This window comes from Arthrobacter sp. AK01 (genome assembly GCF_021109375.1).
GTDB lineage: Bacteria > Actinomycetota > Actinomycetes > Actinomycetales > Micrococcaceae > Arthrobacter.
In genome coordinates this window covers 1-19401 of record NZ_JAJOHP010000036.1, presented here as the reverse complement: position 1 = coordinate 19401, position 19401 = coordinate 1, and the positions used below count along the sequence as shown (strand labels likewise).

General features: G+C 64.1%; 14 protein-coding genes. 11 read left to right on the top strand and 3 right to left on the bottom strand.

All coding sequences use genetic code 11. The features are described 5' to 3' along the window. Entirely contained in the window at positions 1–2523 is a 2523-nt protein-coding gene (uvrA, locus tag LN996_RS13810) for an excinuclease ABC subunit UvrA (protein WP_231340941.1), read from the bottom strand. A gap of 65 nt (positions 2524–2588) precedes the next feature. After that, a complete protein-coding gene (locus tag LN996_RS13805) occupies positions 2589–4979 on the bottom strand; it encodes an alpha-L-rhamnosidase (RefSeq protein WP_231340940.1) in 2391 nt (796 codons plus the stop codon). 111 nt (positions 4980–5090) lie between these two features. Here LN996_RS13805 and LN996_RS13800 point away from each other — a divergent pair, with 111 nt between their 5' ends. Beyond that, positions 5091–5738, top strand: a complete 648-nt coding sequence (locus tag LN996_RS13800) for a TetR/AcrR family transcriptional regulator (RefSeq protein WP_231340939.1) — start codon at positions 5091–5093, stop codon at positions 5736–5738. On the opposite strand, the gene LN996_RS13795 is transcribed toward LN996_RS13800, so the two are convergent. Then, the gene (locus LN996_RS13795) at positions 5735–6559 is read right to left on the bottom strand and encodes an IclR family transcriptional regulator (protein WP_231340938.1); all 825 of its coding nucleotides are present in this window, start codon (positions 6557–6559) and stop codon (positions 5735–5737) included. The genes LN996_RS13800 and LN996_RS13795 overlap by 4 nt on opposite strands. Positions 6560–6796: 237 nt before the next feature. Here LN996_RS13795 and LN996_RS13790 point away from each other — a divergent pair, with 237 nt between their 5' ends. From LN996_RS13790 to LN996_RS13745, 10 genes are all read left to right on the top strand, one after another. After that, positions 6797–8353: an ABC transporter substrate-binding protein gene (locus tag LN996_RS13790; RefSeq protein WP_231340937.1), complete on the top strand. Its 1557-nt coding sequence runs from the start codon at positions 6797–6799 to the stop codon at positions 8351–8353. A 54-nt stretch (positions 8354–8407) separates the two neighbouring features. Further along, positions 8408–9361 (top strand): ABC transporter permease, encoded by a 954-nt coding sequence (locus LN996_RS13785; RefSeq protein WP_308102725.1) that lies wholly within the window; start codon positions 8408–8410, stop codon positions 9359–9361. Beyond that, positions 9358–11397, top strand: a complete 2040-nt coding sequence (locus LN996_RS13780; protein ID WP_231340935.1) for a dipeptide/oligopeptide/nickel ABC transporter permease/ATP-binding protein — start codon at positions 9358–9360, stop codon at positions 11395–11397. The genes LN996_RS13785 and LN996_RS13780 overlap by 4 nt, the downstream gene beginning before the upstream one ends. Further along, positions 11394–12401: an ABC transporter ATP-binding protein gene (locus tag LN996_RS13775; protein ID WP_231340934.1), complete on the top strand. Its 1008-nt coding sequence runs from the start codon at positions 11394–11396 to the stop codon at positions 12399–12401. Before LN996_RS13780 ends, LN996_RS13775 begins: the two co-directional genes overlap by 4 nt. Before the next feature lie 52 nt (positions 12402–12453). After that, positions 12454–13464 carry an alpha/beta hydrolase gene (locus tag LN996_RS13770; protein WP_231340933.1) on the top strand — a complete coding sequence of 337 codons (1011 nt, stop codon included), beginning with the start codon at positions 12454–12456 and terminating at the stop codon, positions 13462–13464. After that, positions 13461–14438 carry an alpha/beta hydrolase gene (locus tag LN996_RS13765; RefSeq protein ID WP_231340932.1) on the top strand — a complete coding sequence of 326 codons (978 nt, stop codon included), beginning with the start codon at positions 13461–13463 and terminating at the stop codon, positions 14436–14438. The genes LN996_RS13770 and LN996_RS13765 overlap by 4 nt, the downstream gene beginning before the upstream one ends. A gap of 98 nt (positions 14439–14536) precedes the next feature. Beyond that, positions 14537–15391 carry an alpha/beta hydrolase gene (locus tag LN996_RS13760; protein ID WP_231340931.1) on the top strand — a complete coding sequence of 285 codons (855 nt, stop codon included), beginning with the start codon at positions 14537–14539 and terminating at the stop codon, positions 15389–15391. Positions 15392–15480: 89 nt separating this feature from the next. Then, positions 15481–16338 carry a fumarylacetoacetate hydrolase family protein gene (locus tag LN996_RS13755; protein WP_231340930.1) on the top strand — a complete coding sequence of 286 codons (858 nt, stop codon included), beginning with the start codon at positions 15481–15483 and terminating at the stop codon, positions 16336–16338. Then, positions 16335–18059, top strand: a complete 1725-nt coding sequence (locus LN996_RS13750; RefSeq protein ID WP_308102724.1) for an FAD-dependent monooxygenase — start codon at positions 16335–16337, stop codon at positions 18057–18059. Before LN996_RS13755 ends, LN996_RS13750 begins: the two co-directional genes overlap by 4 nt. After that, positions 18037–19275 (top strand): DUF3500 domain-containing protein, encoded by a 1239-nt coding sequence (locus tag LN996_RS13745; protein ID WP_231340929.1) that lies wholly within the window; start codon positions 18037–18039, stop codon positions 19273–19275. The genes LN996_RS13750 and LN996_RS13745 overlap by 23 nt, the downstream gene beginning before the upstream one ends. Positions 19276–19401: the final 126 nt, after the last annotated feature.

The window sequence follows — 19401 nt, the reverse complement described above, 5'->3', positions numbered from 1 at the left end:
TCACTGCCCGAGCGCAGCGGCGAGGTACGGTGCCGTTCTGCTTCCCTTTGAGCGTGCCACGACGGCGGGCGGGCCGGCGGCGATCACCATGCCGCCGGCGTCGCCTCCGCCGGGTCCCAAGTCGATCACCCAATCCGCGTCCGCCACTACGTCCATCCCGTGTTCCACGACGATCACGGTGTTGCCGGCATCGACGAGCCTGTTGAGTTGCTTCATCAGCAGTTGGACGTCAGCGGGGTGCAGGCCGGTGGTGGGTTCGTCCAGCAGGTAGAGCGTGTGGCCTCGCTGGATGCGCTGCAATTCGGTGGCGAGTTTGATGCGTTGCGCTTCACCGCCTGAGAGCTCGGTGGCAGGCTGTCCAAGCCTGAGGTATCCCAGCCCTACTTCCTGCAAGGTCTGGAGGCTTCGCGAGACGGACGGGATGTCGGAGAGGAAGTCAGAGGCTGCGGTGACGGTCATACCAAGGACCTCGGCAATGTTCCGGCCACGGAAGGTCACTTCCAGAGTGTCCGGGTTGAACCGGGAACCGTCGCACTCGGGGCAGGGGCCGTAGCTTCCTGGCAGGAAGAGCAATTCAACCGCCACAAACCCCTCTCCCTGGCACGTTTCGCAGCGGCCTCCGGCGACGTTGAAGGAGAACCTTCCTGCACCGAACCCCCTGGCACGGGCGCCATCCGTCGCCGCGAATTCCTTCCGGACACCATCGAAGAGGCCCGTGTAGGTGGCCAAGTTGGAACGCGGCGTACGGCCGATGGGCTTCTGGTCAACTTTCACGAGCCGGTCGAGCCGGTGCAGTCCCGACACGGATCCTGTGTCCGGTGCCGTTGTGGCAGCCTCGTTCTCCGATGATTCCGGATGCAGCCTTGCGCCAACAAGGTCTGCCAGAACCTGGCTGACCAGCGTGGACTTGCCTGAGCCGGAAACACCCGTCACGGCCGTGAGCACGCCCAAAGGGAACTCAATCCCCAGATCGCGGAGGTTGTGCCTGGTGACCCCTCGAAGCTCCAGCGACTCAGTCCAGGATCGAGGACTACGGTGATTCCTTTTGCCACTTCCCGGGAAGAGGAATGGCTTGGTCACAGAATCATGGACATGTTTCAGCCCGTCCACGGGGCCGCTGTAGAGGACCTCTCCGCCACCTTCGCCCGCGTGCGGTCCCACATCCACCAACCAGTCCGCGGCCCGGACGAAGTCCATGTTGTGCTCCACCACGAACACGGAGTTCCCGGAGGCCTTGAGCTGGTTCAGGACGTCAAGCAGCGGCTCGGCGTCCGCTGGATGAAGCCCGGCGGAGGGCTCGTCGAGGACGTAGATGACGCCGAAGAGGCCGGAGCGCAGTTGCGTTGCGATCCTGAGCCTTTGCATCTCCCCGGGCGAGAGAGTTGGTGTCGCCCGCCCAAGGGCCAGGTAGCCCAGGCCCAATTCCAGGAGCACGGTGACCCTGTTGAGCAGGTCCCGGGTGATGGCGACGGCAACCTCGTTGCTTTCTCCGGAAGAGTGGGTGCGGGAAGCCGTCCCGGCGCTGGTGAGTTCTGTCGTGGGCCGGATGACCGCCGCCAGATCGGTCATCGGCAGGGCATTGAGTTCGGCGATGGTCTTTCCGGCGAAGGTGACTGCGAGCGCTTCGGGCCTGAGCCCGCTGCCTTGGCATTTCGGACACCGGCCGGTCTCCATGTAACGCAGCACCCGGTCACGCATGGTGGTGCTCTTGGAGTCCGCGAGAGTGTGGAGGACGTAGCTTTTGGCGCTCCAGAACCGGCCTTTGTAGGGCTTGGCTACACGGTCACGCTGGGGCGTCACTTCCACCACTGGCTGCTCTTCGGTGAAGAGGATCCAGTCGCGGTCTTTCTTCGGCAGCTTTTGCCAGGGTGTATCCACGTCGTAGCCCAGGTGGGTGAGGATGTCACGGAGATTCTTGCCTTGCCATGCTCCGGGCCATGCGGCGATCGCCCCGTCCCTGATGCTGAGGGATGGGTCGGGCACCAGGGATGATTCGCTGACCGTGTGCGCGACGCCCAGGCCGTGGCACTGGGGACAGGCTCCGGCGGCTGTGTTGGGGGAGAATGCGTCAGAGTCCAGCTGGCTGGCGCCTTCCGGGTAACTTCCGGCGCGGGAGAAGAGCATGCGCAGGGAGTTGGAAAGAGTCGTTACTGTGCCGACGCTGGAGCGGGCGGTCGCCGTGCCGCGGCGTTGTTGGAGCGCGACGGCGGGTGGCAGCCCCGTGATGGACTCCACCTTGGGATTGTGGCCCTGTTGGATGAGCCGACGGGCATAGGGTGCCACGGATTCGAAGTAGCGCCGCTGGGCTTCGGCGAAGATGGTGCCGAAGGCCAAGGAGGATTTTCCTGAGCCGGAGACTCCGGTGAAGGCTACGATTGCATCCCTGGGGACGTCCACGTCCACGGTGCGGAGGTTGTTCTCGCGGGCTCCCCGGACTCTGACAAAGCCATCTTCAGGGTCTGCAAACTGTGGGGTCGACTGGTGGGGAACGGGCCGCTTCGAATTTCTCAGTTTACTGTCCATTGGAATGACTCTATCGGCGCCCGGGCCGGGCACGCGTGGAACAGACCCTAAGTTCGCCCTTGGCGCTACCCGGTGGCAGAGATGAAGTGGTGCGTACCGGCCGATGCCGTGTGGCTTGTTCCATCGGGCAGTTCGATGGTGGCCGCTACGCCGCGAGGGATGCCGACCTGCAGGGTGAATTTACCGCGTTCGATCTGCCAGGCACTGCTGATGCGGCCATGTAGCGTCTCGACGGCGGCACGCGCTGAGGTGATGCCCCCGCCTGGTTGTGGGGCGATGGTCACTGTTCGGTAGGCAGTCCCAGTAACATCCGGGTTCTCCGGCAGGCGGATTCCGGCCACGTGCGTGTACAGGAATGAACCCACCGCACCCTTGCTGTAGTGGTTGAGGGAACCCCGAGCCCCGCCGCTGGTGATCCCGTCCCACCACTCCCACATGGTGGTGGCGCCGGCGTCGAGCATTCCCAACCAGGATGGTGTGCCGCCCGTGAGCAGCAGTTCATAGGCGACATCGGGGTAGCCGTGGTCGGCCAGGGCTGGCAGGAGGAGGCCGGTGGCGAGGAACCCTGTGCCGAGGCGGTTGTGATTTTGCCGGATCAGTTCCACGAGCCGGGCGGCGGTCAAGGGTTGGAGGGCGGGCGGAACCAATCCAAAGGCGAGCGCCCGCACGTAGTGTCCTTGGGATTCTTCGCTGAGGCGGCCCTTGCTGTCCAGGTATTCTGCCTGCCACGCGGCGAGCACGTGGCCGGCCAGTGTTGCGTAGCGGGTCTCGGCCCGGGAATCGCCGAGTACGGTCGCTGTCCGCGCCAGCAGTGTCGCGGATCGGTAGAGGAAAGCAGTGGCAACGACGCCATGATCGCGGGAGGGGTCGGGATTCGGTGGGGTATCGGGCTCGAGCCATTCGCCGAAGTGGAATCCGGTGTCCCACAGGTATGGCTCGTGGGGCAGGGGAATGGGCCGCTCGGCTGACCGGTCAAGGTGGCGTCCGTCGGCTGCGGAGCTGGCGGCGTAATCGACCCAGGCGCACATGGACGGAAACGCCTCCGCCAGTATTTCCCGGTCACCGTAGGCCCGCCACAGCGACCACGGGACGAACACCGCAGCATCGCCCCAACCGGCCGAGCCGGTAGCGAGGTCTTCGAAGACGTTTCCTGACGGTCCGTCGCCGGCAGGATTGGGCACAACCGTGGGAACACGGCCGTCCGGCCACTGATCAGCGACCAGGTCACGCAGCCACTTGGTGCTGAAACCGGACACATCGAACATGAGGGCGGCAGTATCGACGAAGACCTGCCAATCACCGGTGAAGCCGGACCGTTCGCGCTGTGGACAGTCCGTAGGAACATCGCAGGCATTTCCCCGGAAGCTCCAGAGGATGGCGTCGTGAAGGGAATTCAGCCGGGGATCGCTGCACTCAAACGTCCCCGAGCGCTTGAGGTCCGTGTGGACCACCACCGCGGTGATGTCCTCCGGGGGGATGGGTCCTGCCTTGCCTTCAATCTGCACGTACCTAAAGCCATGCGTTGTGTGCCGTGGCTCGAATACATCACTGGGGCGTCCTGCGGAGATCACCTCGTCGATTTGGCCCGCGGGCAGGGGAGCCTTGCTGGCGAAGTCAAAAGCTTGGATGTTCGTGGTGGACAACAGGCCGGAGTCGTCAAGGACCTCACCATGCCGCAGTGTCGTCCGGGTGCCTTCCGGACCGAGTCCTCCCAAACGGACCCACCCGTTGATGTTCTGGCCGAAATCCACCACCGTCACACCTGGGGCGGGTGCGGCAATGCTGACGGGGCTGAGTTCCTCAGTGCGCCGGACGGGCGGAGCAACCGGCCGCACCAGGCGATCGCGGTTGTCGTAGAGCCCACCGTGGCGGGCGACGACCGGAAGCCAGCCATCCGCCGTCGTGGTGTCGCTTTGGCTGCGGAAGCGCCGGAAGTCCACCGTTTGTCCGTCCATGAGGTCTGCCCTGGTGATGTGGCTTTCGCTTGACTCCCAGGTTTCGTCGCTTGCTGCCAGCACCCCCGCGGGTGAGCAAACGGAGGCGAGGAAAGCAGTCTCCGTGCCAAAGCCGTCGGCCCGACGCTCGAAGCCATGCCGGCCCCGGAACCAGCCGTCGGAAAGCAGGGCAGAGATGGCATTCATTCCCTCAACAAGGAGGTCCGTGATGTCCCATTCCTGCACCTGGAGGCGCTTGCGGTAGGAGGTGAAACCAGGGGTCAGCTCTTCGTCTCCCACGCGGGTGCCGTTGATGAACAGTTCATAGATGCCGTGGGCTGTAGCGGTGACCGTCGCAGTCCCTTGGGCAGGAGACCAAGCGAAGCTGCTTCGCAGCCAGTACGCGGGCCGGGTGCCTGCTTTGGTCGGATGTAGTTCAGCAGGATGTGTCTCTGCGGGCGATATCCAGGAGGCGTGACGCAGGGCTTCGCTGGGGGAATCGGGGAACTTGTGGTCATTCAAGGGGACTCCTCTGGGGCTGGACGGCCTGGCCTGGACGTTGTGCCAATGCTAAACCATAAAAACTGAGTGCACACTGTTTTTATTCGAGGGCGGTAAAGCTACCCTGAGAATGTGCGAACAAGGCGGAAGACAGGAAGCTACGAAGTTGGGCGGGCCAAGCGGGCCGAAATCCTGGAGGCCGCCACGCTGCTGTTTGCGACGTCCGGCTACCACAAGGTGCCGCTTTCGCAGATCGCCTCAGATGTCGGACTCAGTGAAGGCGGCCTGCTCCACCACTTCCGTTCCAAGAAGCACCTGCTCCTGGGCGTCGCGGAACGTCGACTGGAGCAAACGGCTTTGTGGTGGAGTTCCCAGCGGCGGGACGACGGCGATGACCCGCTCGAAGTTTTCACGAACATGGTCGAATCCACCCGTGAACTGGTGCGGGAGCCGGGCCTCATTGAGTTGTTCGTCCTGATCTCGGCCGAAGCAGCGGATGCCTCCACACCGGCGCACCAGCTATATGCCACCTGGTATGAACGGGCGGTGGGGGAAACTTCCCAACTGTTGGCATTCGGCGTCGAGCGCGGTTTCCTGAGGACGGACACCAATGTGGGCCTTTGCGCCCGCGAGATCATTGCCGTCAGTGATGGGCTGCAGCTGCAATGGGTGCTTTCCGGCGGCGAACTGGATCTGGTGGCGGCCATCCGGGATTACGCACGCCGACTGGCCCGCGCGCTGCTGGCGCCCAAACACGTAAACGCTGCGGACTCGCTCTAGCGCATCCGGACACTTTCGCTCGGCCCAGCGTTGTAGCCCAAGTTTCGCGAGACCGCCCTGGCAGCGGCTTGCACGGCCGGCGCGAGGACGTTTGGAGGCGTCGCGCCATCGGGAACCACGATTGACAATGCCGCAACCACCGTCCCCTCGGCGCCATAAATGGGTGAGGCAACCGACACCGTCCGCGATGGCGCCGACCGGCGGATCATCGCTACTCCCGTGCGCCGAACGTCGGACAGCGTCCGCCTCAATTGACCTTCCGGCATTGAATCCACACCCGCTTCGACGTCGGGCGGTTGGTTGATGACTGACTCCTGGAATGCTGTATCGGCCCCCGACAACAGGACCAGGCCCACCGCCGTCGACCTCAAGGGCGCGCGTCCGCCAACGCGGTAGGCGACTTCCGTCGCTTCCTTGGACGACAACCGCTCGATCAGGACGGCTTCGTTCCCATCGCGCACGGCCAGGAGGACGTGGTGGCGCGTCACAGCGTAAAGGTCCTCGAGATAGGGCAGCGCGATCTCACGGACGCCATGGCCGCGGGGCGAAAGAGACGCCACCTCCCACAGCCTGACACCCACGACGTAACGGCCATCTTCCATTCGCTCCAGCGCTCCCCATGCGACCAGTCGCGCGATCAGGCGGAGGGCGGTGGGGGCCGGTATGCCTGCCAACCGCGCCATGTCGGACAGGGTCAAAGCACGACGCCGGTCGCTGAAGACTGCGAGCAGGCTCAGTGCGCGGTCAATGACGGGTTCGCCTTGTTTTGGCCGCTTGCCGCGCTGCGGTTTGTCGGCTGCAGTCCCGTCGTCCATCGACATGAAGCTTGAATCCTTTCAAGTTATTGAGTGATCTCCACCACAATACTGTTTCAACCAATGAAATCCACAGGGGGCATCGTGCTGCCCGTCTACGACTCTTGAAGAAGTCGGTTACCGGAAGCCATCTGACGAGAGGGCGCCGACGGATCGGTCCGTACAGGTCATAGCCGATCTTGTTCAGGCCGCCGGTCCCACATCTCGACTCACGATTCCATCACGAATGCGAAGGCGCAGCACATGAATCTCCTCACCTCACCTGCACGTCGGAGCGCGGCCGTCCTGGCCGGGGCGCTCCTCTTGGGATCCCTGACAGCCTGCGGCGGCGGTACAGCTGCCACGTCCACCGTGGACAAGAGCACGCTGACCATCGCAACAGACAGCGACAGTGCATCGTTCGGCTACGACCCCTTGCGTGTTTCAGATGCCCAGCGGCAGTTCTTCGAAGGCCTGTACGAAAACCTGATGACGCTGCAGCCCGATGGCAGCGTCGGCCCGGGACTCGCCAAGGAATTCAGCTACAACGCCGACAACACCGTCCTCACCCTGACCCTCAAGGAAGGCGTGACCTTCACCGATGGTTCCACTTTGGATGCCGCACTGATTAAGGCCAATCTCGACCGCCGCAGTGACACTGCCCTCAGCGCCTACTCGGCCGTGGCCAAGGGTGGCGCGCAGGAAATTACGTCCGTTGATGTGGTGACTCCCACCCAGGTGGCCATCACCTTCGCCAAGGCCCAGCCAGGCTTTGAAAAGAACCTCACCTCCACGTTGGGCATGATCGTGGGAAAGAACGCGGTCACTGACACCGCCAGCCTGGCGACCACCCCGGATGGCTCGGGCCCCTACACGCTGGACAGCGCCACCACGGTCAAGGGCAACAAGTACGTGTTCACCAAGAACGACAAGAACGCTGATGCTTCCAAGTACCCGTACAACAAGATCACGTTCAGCGTCATCATGGATCCCCAAGCCAGGGCGAACGCCTTGGTTTCCGGGCAGGCAGACGTTGCTTCCCTGACCTCGCCCACGGTTGACTTCGCCAAGTCCAAGGGTGTGGGGGTATCCCAGATCGGTGGAACCGTCCAGACCATGATCTCGTTCGACAAGACCGGCAAGACCGCGCCGGCCTTCGCAAGCGAAAAAGTCCGCCAGGCCTTCCAGTACGCCATCAATCGACAGGCACTGGTTGATGCCCTGCACAAAGGTGACATCCCGGCGTGGAACGCCCTGCCCAAGGACTCGGCAGGTTTCACTGAAAAGTTGAACACCACCTACGCCTACGATCCTGCCAAGGCAAAGAGCCTGCTGGCTGAGGCAGGCTATGCCGACGGCTTCGACTTCACCATCATCGCCAGCGCCCAGACGCAGACGGATCTGCAGGCAGTCCAGAAAGACCTGGCAGCCGTCGGGATCACCATGAACGTCAAACTGGCAGCCTCCACTGATGAAGCATTTGCCGCAGTGGCAACCACCCCGCTGGGTTATGCCCCGCTGGGCTGGGACAACCCGGTCGGCCTGATGTATGGGGCGATCCTCAGCGGCTTCACCAACGTCCAGAAGGCCACGGATGATCAGCTGAACGCGGCAACCGCCGAGGCCGCAGCGGCCAAGGACGACGCCGCCAAGAAGGCAGCCCTGACCAAGGTAAACACCCGCTTGGTGGAGTCCGGCTGGATGATCCCGCTGTACGAGTCCCTGACCAACCAGGGGTACAACACCAAAAAGGTCCAGCAGGTGAAGTTTGCCGGGACCAACGTATACCCGCTGCTCTCGTCCTACGCCCCCACCAACTGATCCACCGATAGACCGGACGCCAGTCCTTCAGGGGATTGGCGTCCGGTCCGACCAATGGAGGTCACCATGGCAATGTTCATCACCAAGCGCCTGCTGATGGCGCTTGCCACCGTGCTGGTGGTGGCGGTGCTGGCATTCCTGCTGGTCCACGCCATGTCGGGCAGCCCGGGGGCGGTGTCCCTCGGTGCGGGCGCCTCGCAGGACGCAATCGACCGGTTGAACCAGACACTCGGCTGGAATGACCCGTTGCTGGTCCAGTTCTTCCGCTGGCTGGGTGATGCCGCTCAGGGAAACTTTGGAAACTCGTTGATTGACGGCAGGTCCATCACTACCGATCTTGCCAACAGGCTCCCGGTCACTGCATCCCTCGCCGCCGGCGCGACCATCCTGAGCGCCGTCTTCGGAATCGTCCTCGGAGTCACGGCCGCTGTGCGTGGCGGGTTGCTGGACCAGCTCATCGGCGGTTTCGTTGGCCTCCTTGTTGCCCTCCCCGCTTTCTGGATCGGCGTCATTTTCGTCTATCTATTCGCAGTCCAGTCATCCGTCTTTCCCGCCACGGGGTATGTACCGTTCGACGTTTCCCCGCAGGATTGGGCGATGTCCCTGGCCTTGCCCGTGATCACCCTGGCCGTGGGCGGTGCCGCTTTCATCGCCCGCCAAACCCGGGCATCGATGCTTGAAGCCTTGCAGCAGGAACACATCCGCACCCTTCGTGCCACGGCAACCCCCACGTGGAAAATCCTCTATGTCCACGCCCTGCGTTATGCGAGCCTCCCCATCGTGGCCGGCATCGCGTTACAGTTCATCGGCCTTTTCGGTGGCTCAGTCATTGCCGAGCAGCTGTTTGCCATGCCGGGCCTTGGCCAAGCCGTCCAGACGTCCGTCAGCACCCACGACGCCCCCGCAGTACAAGGCGTGGTGGTCATCGCCACCGTCGTGGTGGTCGCCGTGAACCTGGTGCTCGAACTCGCCACCAAATTCCTTGACCCGAAGTTGCGTGCCTCATGATTCCCACACTCCCGGCAACTACTCCCTCCACCCAGCGTAAGAGTGCCCTCACCAGGCTGTCAGGGCATCGCTTGCTCGCATCTCCTGCGGGCCTGGCCGGCACGGTGTGGCTCGCTGCCATGATCATCGCCTCCCTGACAGCGCCGTGGTGGATGCCTTTCAAGACCGAAGACCAGGACTTCACTGCCGTCCTTTCCGGTCCAACAGCAGCACATTGGCTGGGCACTGACGAATTGGGCCGGGACATCCTCAGCCGCATCTTCGCCTCAGCAGCCGAAACCCTGGGGACCTCGTTCATCACGGTGATGGTCGGCGTCGGGCTCGGCACGCTGATGGCTTTGGCGGCGGCGAACAGCCAGCGTGCGGAGGGCGTCATCAGCCGCGTTACCGAGATCATGATGTCCCTGCCCGGAACGGTGATCATCCTGGCGGTCATCGGCGCCGTGGGTACCAACATTCCACTGATCATGGGAATCCTGGGCGTACTCATCTCCGCCGGTATTTACCGTGTGATGCTGGGCCAGGCGAAGTCCTTGCAAAACCAGCTCTACGTGGATGCCGCCAAGGTGGATGGGCTGAATCCACTTGCCATCAGCGTCCGTCACGTTCTGCCGGGCCTGTCCACCACCATCGTGGTGCAATCCGCACTGATCTTCGCGGTAGGCCTGCTGATCCAGGCTGGTCTTGCGTTCATCGGCTTCGGTCCACCCCTCCCGCAGCCCAGCTGGGGTGGAATGATCCAGAGCGCTTCGCAGCACGTCTACGACGCCCCTTGGCTGATGGTTCCGACCGGGGTGGTGCTGGCACTGACTGTGCTCTCTGCCAACGCCATCGGCAACGCCCTGGGCAAGGCCCCCAACGCCACGGCATCGCACCTGCCCTCGGCGGCCATCCGGCGGAAGAGGGCCATCCAGGCCGCCGCCGCTGCGGCGGCCGCACCAGTCGTGCAGAATCCTCCCGTAGCGGGCCAGCTGAGCGTTCGCGGACTCTCGGTAGGGGTCGACGGCGGCACGCCACTGGTCACGGACGTCTCCTTCGACGTCGAACCCGGCACCGTCCTTGGCCTGGTTGGCGAGTCGGGCTGCGGCAAGACGATGACCGCGCTTTCACTCATGGGGTTGCTGCCCTCCGGCGTCGCCGTGACCGGGGGCCAGATCCTGTGGAACGGCAAGAACCTTGCCGCGGCTACAGACAAGGACATGGAAGCTGTCCGGGGACGCGACATTGCCCTGATCTCCCAAGAACCGATGCGGGCCCTTGACCCCATGTTTACCGTTGGCTATCAACTGACCTCCGCGATCCGGCGGCTGCGCTCCTTTGGCAGGGCCGCAGCCAGGGCCGAGGCCCTGGACTTGCTGGAGAAGGTTGGCATTGTTGACGCCCCACGTATCCTGAAAACCTACCCGCACCAGATCTCCGGCGGCATGGCCCAACGGGTCGCCATCGCCCTGGCGCTGTCCGGGAAGCCTCGCTTGCTGGTGGCCGATGAGCCCACCACAGCCCTTGATGTCACCGTCCAGGCGGAGATCCTCTCCCTGTTGCGTTCACTGGTGAAGGACACCGGCATGTCCGTGGTCATGGTGACGCACGACCTCGGCGTTGTTGCCGATATCTGTGACCAGGTAGCCGTCATGTACGCGGGCCAGGTGGTGGAGAACGGTGCAATGGTCAGTATTCTCGACGATCCACGACACCCCTACACGCTTGCCCTCCTGGCTGCGGATCCCCACGCGAACTCTGCCCACGACATGCCTGAGCGTCTTGCCACCATCAAAGGCCAGGTGCCCCAGCCCAAGGACTGGCCGTCGGACTGCCGGTTCGCCGCACGCTGCCAGTTCGCCGGATCTGCATGCGAAGTGCCGGTTCCGTTGCTTCCTTCAGGATCCGGCGAGGGCAGGGTGCGCTGCGTCAAGGCCGACGAACTCGCCATGGAAGGACTGGCGTGGGTGGCAACCGACGTTCCCGTGGTAAACCCGGTGCCGGCGGAAGTTCCCGCCCGACACCGATTGGACATCATCGAAAAGGACATGGCATGAGCATCGAAACTCCACTCAGGCAGGACGCCGGTACCACCGTCCAGCACCAGCCGATGCTTCAGGTCCAGGACCTGGTGGTCCGCTACGGCCGCGGTCGGAAGGCAGCCACCGCACAGCCCGCCGTCGACGGTGTCAGCTTCACGATCCAGCGCGGCGAAACTGTGGGGCTGGTGGGGGAGTCGGGATCGGGAAAATCAACCATCGGCAAGGCGATCCTGGGACTGCAGAAGACCTCCGGCGGCACCGTTGCGTTCCAGGGGGAGGACATCACCGAAGCCAATCCGTCCAAGCGCAGGGCCATTGGCAGCGAGCTCCGGGCCGTGTTCCAGGATCCCAACTCGTCCCTGAACCCCCGCAAAACCGTCGGAGCTTCACTGGCCGAACCCTTGCGGGTTCGCGGCGTCCCGGCACCCGAGGCCCGGACCAAGGCCGAAGACATGCTGGAGCGGGTCGGGCTTCCACGGGAAGCCGTGGACCGGTACCCCAGTCAATTCTCGGGCGGCCAGCGGCAACGCATTTCCGTTGCCCGGGCGCTGATTTGCGAGCCCAAGCTGGTGGTCTGCGACGAAGCAGTCAGCGCCCTGGACCTGTCCACGCAGGCACAGGTGCTTAACCTCTTGGCGGATTTGCGGGACGAGCTGGGCCTGAGCTACCTGTTCATTGCCCACGACATCTCCGTGGTCCAGTTCCTCGCCCAGCGCGTTGTGGTGCTGTACCGGGGACAGGTCATGGAGTCCGGTCCGGCCGCGGCCGTGACCGAGAACCCGAAGCACCCTTTTACCCAAGCCCTGGTAGCCGCTTCACCTGTCCCGCGGCCCGCCGAGCAGGCAGAGCGCCGCGCCGTCCGCGAGTCACTCGGTGTCCGGACCGCCGCGGCTGTCGCAGCAACGCCGGGTGGGTGTCCCTTCCGTCAGCGCTGTCCCTTGGCCACTGATCTTTGTGCCACTGAGCGGCCGGCCTTGCGACGGGTGGGCGAAGCGGATGTTGCCTGCCATTACGCCTGATCGGACCCAGAACCGAATCGACCACTATCCCCGAATCTTTCAGGAGCACGTCTTGACACTCGAAACCGCTGAACACCGTACGCCCAAGCCACCTCCGTTTCCGGCTTTCCATTCCCCAGGCCGGCCCGTGGAAGTGTCCGCTGACTCGCTGGTCCATCGGGAACTTAGTTATGCGATTGCCGTCGGGTTCCGCCGCCTCTCCATGGACATCTGGCTTCCGCGAAAGAAGGCAGGAACCGCCGTCCCGCTGGTGCTGTGGATCCATGGAGGCGCGTTCCAGCTGGGAGACCGGAGGGAACTACCCCCAACTTTCGAGCCCGACTCTGTGTTCCGGCTTCTGAACGAGGCAGGCATCGCATGCGCAACTGTGGACTACAGGCATTCCTTGGAAGCTCCGTTCCCGGCCCAGCTGCACGACGTCAAAGCCGCCGTCCGGTACCTTAGGCACCACGCAGACCAACTGGGCATCGATCCGGACAGGATGGGTGCGTGGGGTGAATCGGCAGGCGGCCACTTGGCGGCGTTGCTTGGACTCACCGGATCCCGGGAAGAGCTCGAAGGTGGTTTGGGAGTTCAGGGCCAGCCCAGTTCGGTACTCGCGGTTGTGGACTTCTACGGCGTGTCCTCGCTGAACGACATGCCCCCGATGACCGCGGCCAACGACTTCATGGGACCGGCACTCTTGGCCGCTGTGCCCGATGGTGTGTCGGTGCGTCCGGAGACCATGCTGGTAGGTGGTTCAACTGACCCTGCACCCCTGGACGCGGCCAGCCCCAGCAGCTATGTCACCGGGGAGGCCGCCTCGTTCCTTCTGGTGCACGGTGACTCCGACGGTTTGGTGCCCCTGGCCCAAAGTGAACTGTTGGCCGATTTGCTCAGGAAGTCCAACGTCAAACACGAACTCATCACCGTTGCGGGCGCTGATCACTGCTTCTTCTTTGCCGAAGACCAACTGGACCGGATCCTGGCGACAAGCATCGATTACTTCCGGGGCGAATTTGGCCTGGGCGGGCCTGCCGAGCCTGGACAAAGCCCGGAATCCGCTGATTCTGCCCGGCCATGAGCCTGGATCACGAGCTCGCAGGCGTCATGGAGCACGTGGCCGGGGTGGAAACCTTCGCAGAACTGCTTTCCATACCATCCGGACCCGACAGGCTTGAGGCCTTCAGCGGTGGCCGTTTGGACTATTCGGTCCCGGAGATGCCTATTCAAGCAGTCCTCGCACCCGGGCCGAACGGTCCGGTGCCCATCCGCGTTTATGGAACTTCGGTTCCAGGAAAGCCCGGTGATCCCGACGCCGGTGTTCCCGGCCTTGTGTGGCTGCACGGCGGTGGATTCGCAGGCGGCGACCTGGACATGCGGGAGGCCGATCAGCTGGCTCGCGAAGTTGCGCAGCGAAGCGGTGGATTGGTGTTTTCCGTGGACTACCGCCTTGCCCGGGAGGGCGTGCACTTCCCGGTACCGCACGAAGACGTCCTCGCCGCTTGGTTCTGGGCGGTTCGTTGGGCCCGTGACTATGGAATCGATCCGGACAGGCTGTGCCTGGGAGGGGCAAGCGCCGGCGCCAACCTGGCCGTAGGAGCAGCCATGTACCTCAAGGACATCGGAGAGCTTCAGCCAGCCAAGATGCTACTGGCGTATCCGTTGCTGCACGCGGCGTTGCCGCCGTTCGAGGAGCATTCGGACGTGTTGTCCTCCCTTCCGCGCATCCTCCGTTTCACCGCCGACGATTGCGCGGCCATGATGGAAAACTATGTCGGCGGACCTGTCGGCATGGCATCGTCATATGCGGTACCCGGTGAATCAGATCCCGCCGGAATGGCGCCCGCAGCAATCCTCGCCTGCGAATATGACGACCTGCGCGGTTCGGCTGAGCTCTACGCGGCCAGTCTTCGGGAAGCAGGAGTCGCTGTGGAGTTCCGCCTGGAGCAAGGGGCCACCCACGGCTACCTCAATCACTCTGCCGCCATGGGCATCGTGCAGCGGGGCTTGGCCTTCCTCGCGGCGGAACTGGTGTCAGCGACGCGGTTTCAATGATTGGAATCAACAGTTCAGCTGAGGCCTCCAGTCCGACATTCTTGGATGAACAGGCCGGAACGTACCCGATCCGGCGAAGGCAACAGAGGGAGTCGATGATGACGGATGGTCGCGTGTTGAAGGGCGTTGAATTCGCCCGGACCGGCGACGACGGTTCGCGCCCCCTGCTGTTGGACCTGTACTTCCCGGCCAACCAGGAAAGCCCAACGGCCCGGCCCGCCATCGTCCATTTCCACGGCGGCGGTTGGCGCGTAGGTGAGCGTTCCTCCCTGGGCCCTGTGTGTGACGGGTTCGGGCTGACTCCGTTCGAAGTCCTTACCGACGCAGGCTTTGTGGTCGCTTCCACCGACTATCGGTTGAGCGGGGAGGCCCATTTCCCTGCACAAATGGATGATGCCCGAGCCGCGGTCCGGTGGCTCCGCAACCATGCCGATGAGTACGGTGTGGACCCGGGCCGCATCTATGCCTGGGGCGACTCAGCGGGCGGCCACCTTGCCAGCCTTGTGGGTCTTGCTGGAGCCGGCCAGCAGGGAGGGAGCAGTGTCTCAGCAGTTGCCGCTTGGTACCCGCCCACGGACCTGAACCGCATGGGGGCGCAGGCGCTGCCCAACGCCGTCGCGCGCTCCAGCGATCCTGGTTCGCGCGAAGAGCTGCTGGTCGGCGCGGTTCTGGCCGACAACCCGGACCTCGCCTCTGCCGCAAGCCCCATCAGTCACGTGAGCTCAGACGCCCCGCCGTTCCTGCTGATCCACGGCACGGCTGATCGCTTCGTTCCCGCAGCCCAGTCGCAATCCCTGGCGAGTGAGCTCGACAAGGCCGGTGCCGACGTCGAGCTTCTCCTGATCGAGGATGCGGACCACATGTGGTCCCTTCCGGACGGCAGTCCAGCAGCAGCTGAGAAGGCGCTGGCTGCCACGGTCAAGTTTTTCCGGCAGCAGGCCGGTCTTCCCTAGTCCCACGAACCTGTTCGGCATCACCCTTGGGGTAATTTGCCGTGCCCTTCTACCCATGACCGCCTCCGGGCGAAGCTGAAAGGCCCACCATGCACTACATAGGCATCAACCACGACGGCGGCACTTGGGTTGCGGCCCTCAGCGGTGAGCGTGTTTTCCCGCTGGCGTCCGTCACGGACTTTTGGGCGGAGGCAGCCCGCTGGCAGGAGACAGCACCGGACGCCATCGCTGACTCCGCAGCCGGCCTGCAGCGACAGGACGTCACGGAAGTGCCCCTGGTTCCTGCATCTGCACGTGTCATCTGCGTTGGCCTCAACTACAAAGCCCACGCAGCCGAAGGCAGCTACAAAGACCAGGAACTGCCGGCGTATCCCACCCTGTTCGGGCGCTGGACAGCGTCCCTGTCCGTAGGAAACATCCCCGTTCCAGTACCGGGCGGCGAAGACGGCCTGGATTGGGAAGGCGAAGTTGCCGCGTACATCGGCAAGCGTGTCGAGTCCGCCGACGAGGCTGCGGCGGGGGATGCCGTGTTCGGCTATTCCACCTTCAACGACATCACTGCCCGCCGCGCCCAAAAACTCACGTCCCAGTGGACACTTGGTAAGAACGGCGACTTCACTGGCCCTCTTGGCCCGTTGGTCAGCCGGGACGAAGTTGGCGACCTGCGCGATGGCCTCCAGGTCCGCACCCGGGTCAATGGCATCGAAGTCCAGAACGGCAACACCCGGGACATGATCTTCCCGGTGCCGTCCATCATTTCGCTGATCAGCCAGACGTTCACGCTTCACCCGGGCGACGTCATTGCTTCTGGTACGCCCGAAGGCGTGGGCTATGCCAGGACACCGCAGTGGCTCTTGCAGGCCGGCGACACCGTGGAGGTCGAGATCGACAAGCTGGGGACGTTGGTTACCCCCATCGGTGAACAGTCCATCCGGGCGAGGGCATGATGAGCGCCGTTCAGGACGCGCGGCTCCAGGACGTTCCGGACGAGGTCCCCGTGCTGATCTCCGGCGGCGGACCCAGCGGGCTGTTCCTGGCCCTCGACCTGGCCCACCGGGGGATCCGCAGCCTGGTGATTGAGCCACGAACCTCCATTGACCAGGACCGGCCGCGGGCAAAGACCACCAATGCGCGCACCATGACGCATCTGCGCCGGATTGGACTGGCTACGGCGCTACGTGACGCGGCGCCCCTTCCCGTGGAGTTCTCCCAGGACGTCATCTTCTGTTCCTCGTTGACCGGCCGGGAGATCCGCCGCTTTTCCAACGCCTTCCAGCTGGTGACCGACCGCTACGGGCCCCAACCCGAAGGCGGTCAACAGGTTCCCCAACCGGTGTTGGAGTCCGTACTTCGTGAAGCCGTGGCTGCCTCTGGGCATGCCACCATGCTGACGGGACTGCGCGTGGAGTCCTTTGCCGCCGGGGCACAAGGGCAGCACGTTAACGTGGTTGACGCGGCGGGCCAGGGCCGAACGGTCCGCAGCCGTTTCCTGGCAGGGGCCGACGGCGGTTCGTCCACCGTGCGGCGAAGCTTGGGTATCCGACTCAACGGCGGATCGGCAGCACTGTCCAACGTCAGCATCCTTTTCCGCTCCAGAGACCTGGCCGAGACCATCAGCCTGGACCCCGCAGTGCAGTATTGGGTCCTTGGCCCGGGCACCGCAGGCATGGTGGGGCGCATGAACATGGACCAGACGTGGTGGGCCATCATCCAGGGCGTGGACGGTTCAGCAGGTGCAGAGGACCCGGATCCCGCAACGCTGGTTCGTTCCTTGGTGGGGGCCGACGTCGATGTTGACGTTGTCGCCACAGATCCTTGGACAGCACGGATGCTCCTGGCGCCTTCCTATGGCAGGGATGGTGTCTTCCTCGTCGGAGACGCAGCCCACCAGAACCCGCCGTGGGGTGGACACGGATTCAACACGTGCATCGGAGACGCCGCCAACCTTGCATGGAAGATCGCAGCTGCCATGGACGGCTGGGCGGGGCCGGAATTGCTTGAGAGCTACGGCCTTGAGCGCCGACCCGTTGCCGAGCGGACCATCAACGATGCTGCCGCCAACGGCAAGGCCCTCGCGTACCACTTTGCGGATCCGGCCCTGGAACGTGAAGGAGCCGAAGGCGACGCCGCCAGGGCGGGCGCCCACAGCGCACTTGGCGTGAAGCAAAGTGAATTCGATTCTTTGGGACTTGTCCTCGGGTACAGCTATTCCGGGTCGCCGCTGGTGGTCCCCGACGGCTCTCCTGTACCGGCCGAGGATCCCATCCGCTACACGCCCTCTGCCTCACCAGGAGCATTGCTTCCGCATGCCTGGCTGGAGGATGGAACGTCGATCTATGATCTCCTGGGTCCAGGTTTCACCCTGCTTGTCGACGCCGGATCCCTGGCCGGCGCAGCTCTGGAGGATGTATACGCTCCTGTTGTGGCATCTGCCGGTGGCCTGGGCGTGCCGGCGGCCGTCATCGCACCGGGACCGGACAGCAACGGAATTCCGATGGCTGAGCTGTGGGCCGCCGACGCTGTACTCGTCCGTCCCGACCAGCACATTGCATGGCGCGGTTCGTCCGCCGAAGCAGCTGCACACGCACTGACCATCGCTGCGGGCTGGAACGGCCCCGCATCACTGAAAGCCAAGGAGGCCGCACATGCCGACGCCGTCATTTCGTGACTACCTCTACGCGCCGGACCATCCCCGCGTAGCGGAACTCCGGGGCCTGGACGCACGCTCCTATGCGGAGACTGCCAAGGATGACTCCTTCGCAGGACCCATGATCGAGGGGTGGAAGAAACTGTACCCGGCGCCGTTTGTGGGGGTGACCAGCGACGGCGCCGTCCGTGAAGGACTGTACCCCCTCAGCCAAGCCAAACCCGGTGAGGAGGCGCCGACGTCGGACATGGTGGCCGCAGCCGAAAAGCTGCTGGCGTTGCTGACCTCTGCCCAGCGGGAGCGGCTGAACTACGCCGTGGACGCCCTGGAATGGCAAAGCTGGGCCAACCCGGAATTCATGCAGCACGACACCGGCTTGCGCCTGGACGAACTCGACCCCGCAGTCCGGGACGCCGCCTTGGCCGTGGTGGAGGCCGGCCTGAGTCCGGAGGGACATGCCCTGGCCCGGAACCTGATGCGGATCAATGGGTTCCTCGGCGGGTTGGTGGACCTGCCACTGCTCATGAACGAGTTCAGCTACAACTTTGCGCTCTACGGCACACCGTCCTCATCGGATCCCTGGGGCTGGCAGCTGTTCGGCCACCACCTGGCGCTCAACTGCCTTGTGGTCGGCAGCCAGTTGGTGATTTCGCCGGTCTTCCTTGGTGCGGAACCAGACATCGTCGACGCCGGCCCGCACCAAGGCGTCAAGGTCTTCAAGGAACGCATCCACTGGGCCCGGGAGTTCATGGCCGCTTTGCCGGACGAGCTCCGTGCCGCAGCCGTCATCTTCGAGCATATGCAGGACCCGGCAATGCCCGAAGGGCGCCTGCATCCGGGGGACGAACGCCATTTGGCTGGGTGCTTCCAGGACAACAGGGTCATTCCCTACGAGGGCATCCTGGTCAGTACGGTGCCGGCGGCGGCCCTGGCAGTTCTGGACAAGATCGTGGAAGACTCCATCGCCTACCTGCCGGCCGGGCCTCGGTCAGCCCGCCATCGGGAAATCCGGGAGCACTACTCAGACACCTGGTTCTCGTGGATCGGCGGCTGGCAGGGCGAAGAAGCCTTCTACTTCCGTATCCAGAGCCCGGTGGTCATCCTGGAATTGGACCACCACAGCGGAGTTTTCCTGGACAACGACCAACCCGCTCCGTTCCACATGCACACTGTGGTCCGCACCCCGAACGGCAATGACTACGGCCGTGCGCTGGTTGAACAGTACGGCACCCACTAAGCAGGTGAACGCCGGTGGGGGGCCCGCCCCCGCGAACACGACGGGCGCGCCGCGCGGGGCGGGCATAAAAAGAGCGGGGGGGGGGGGGGGGGGGGGGGGGGGGGGTGTAGATTCAAGACCGGCGAG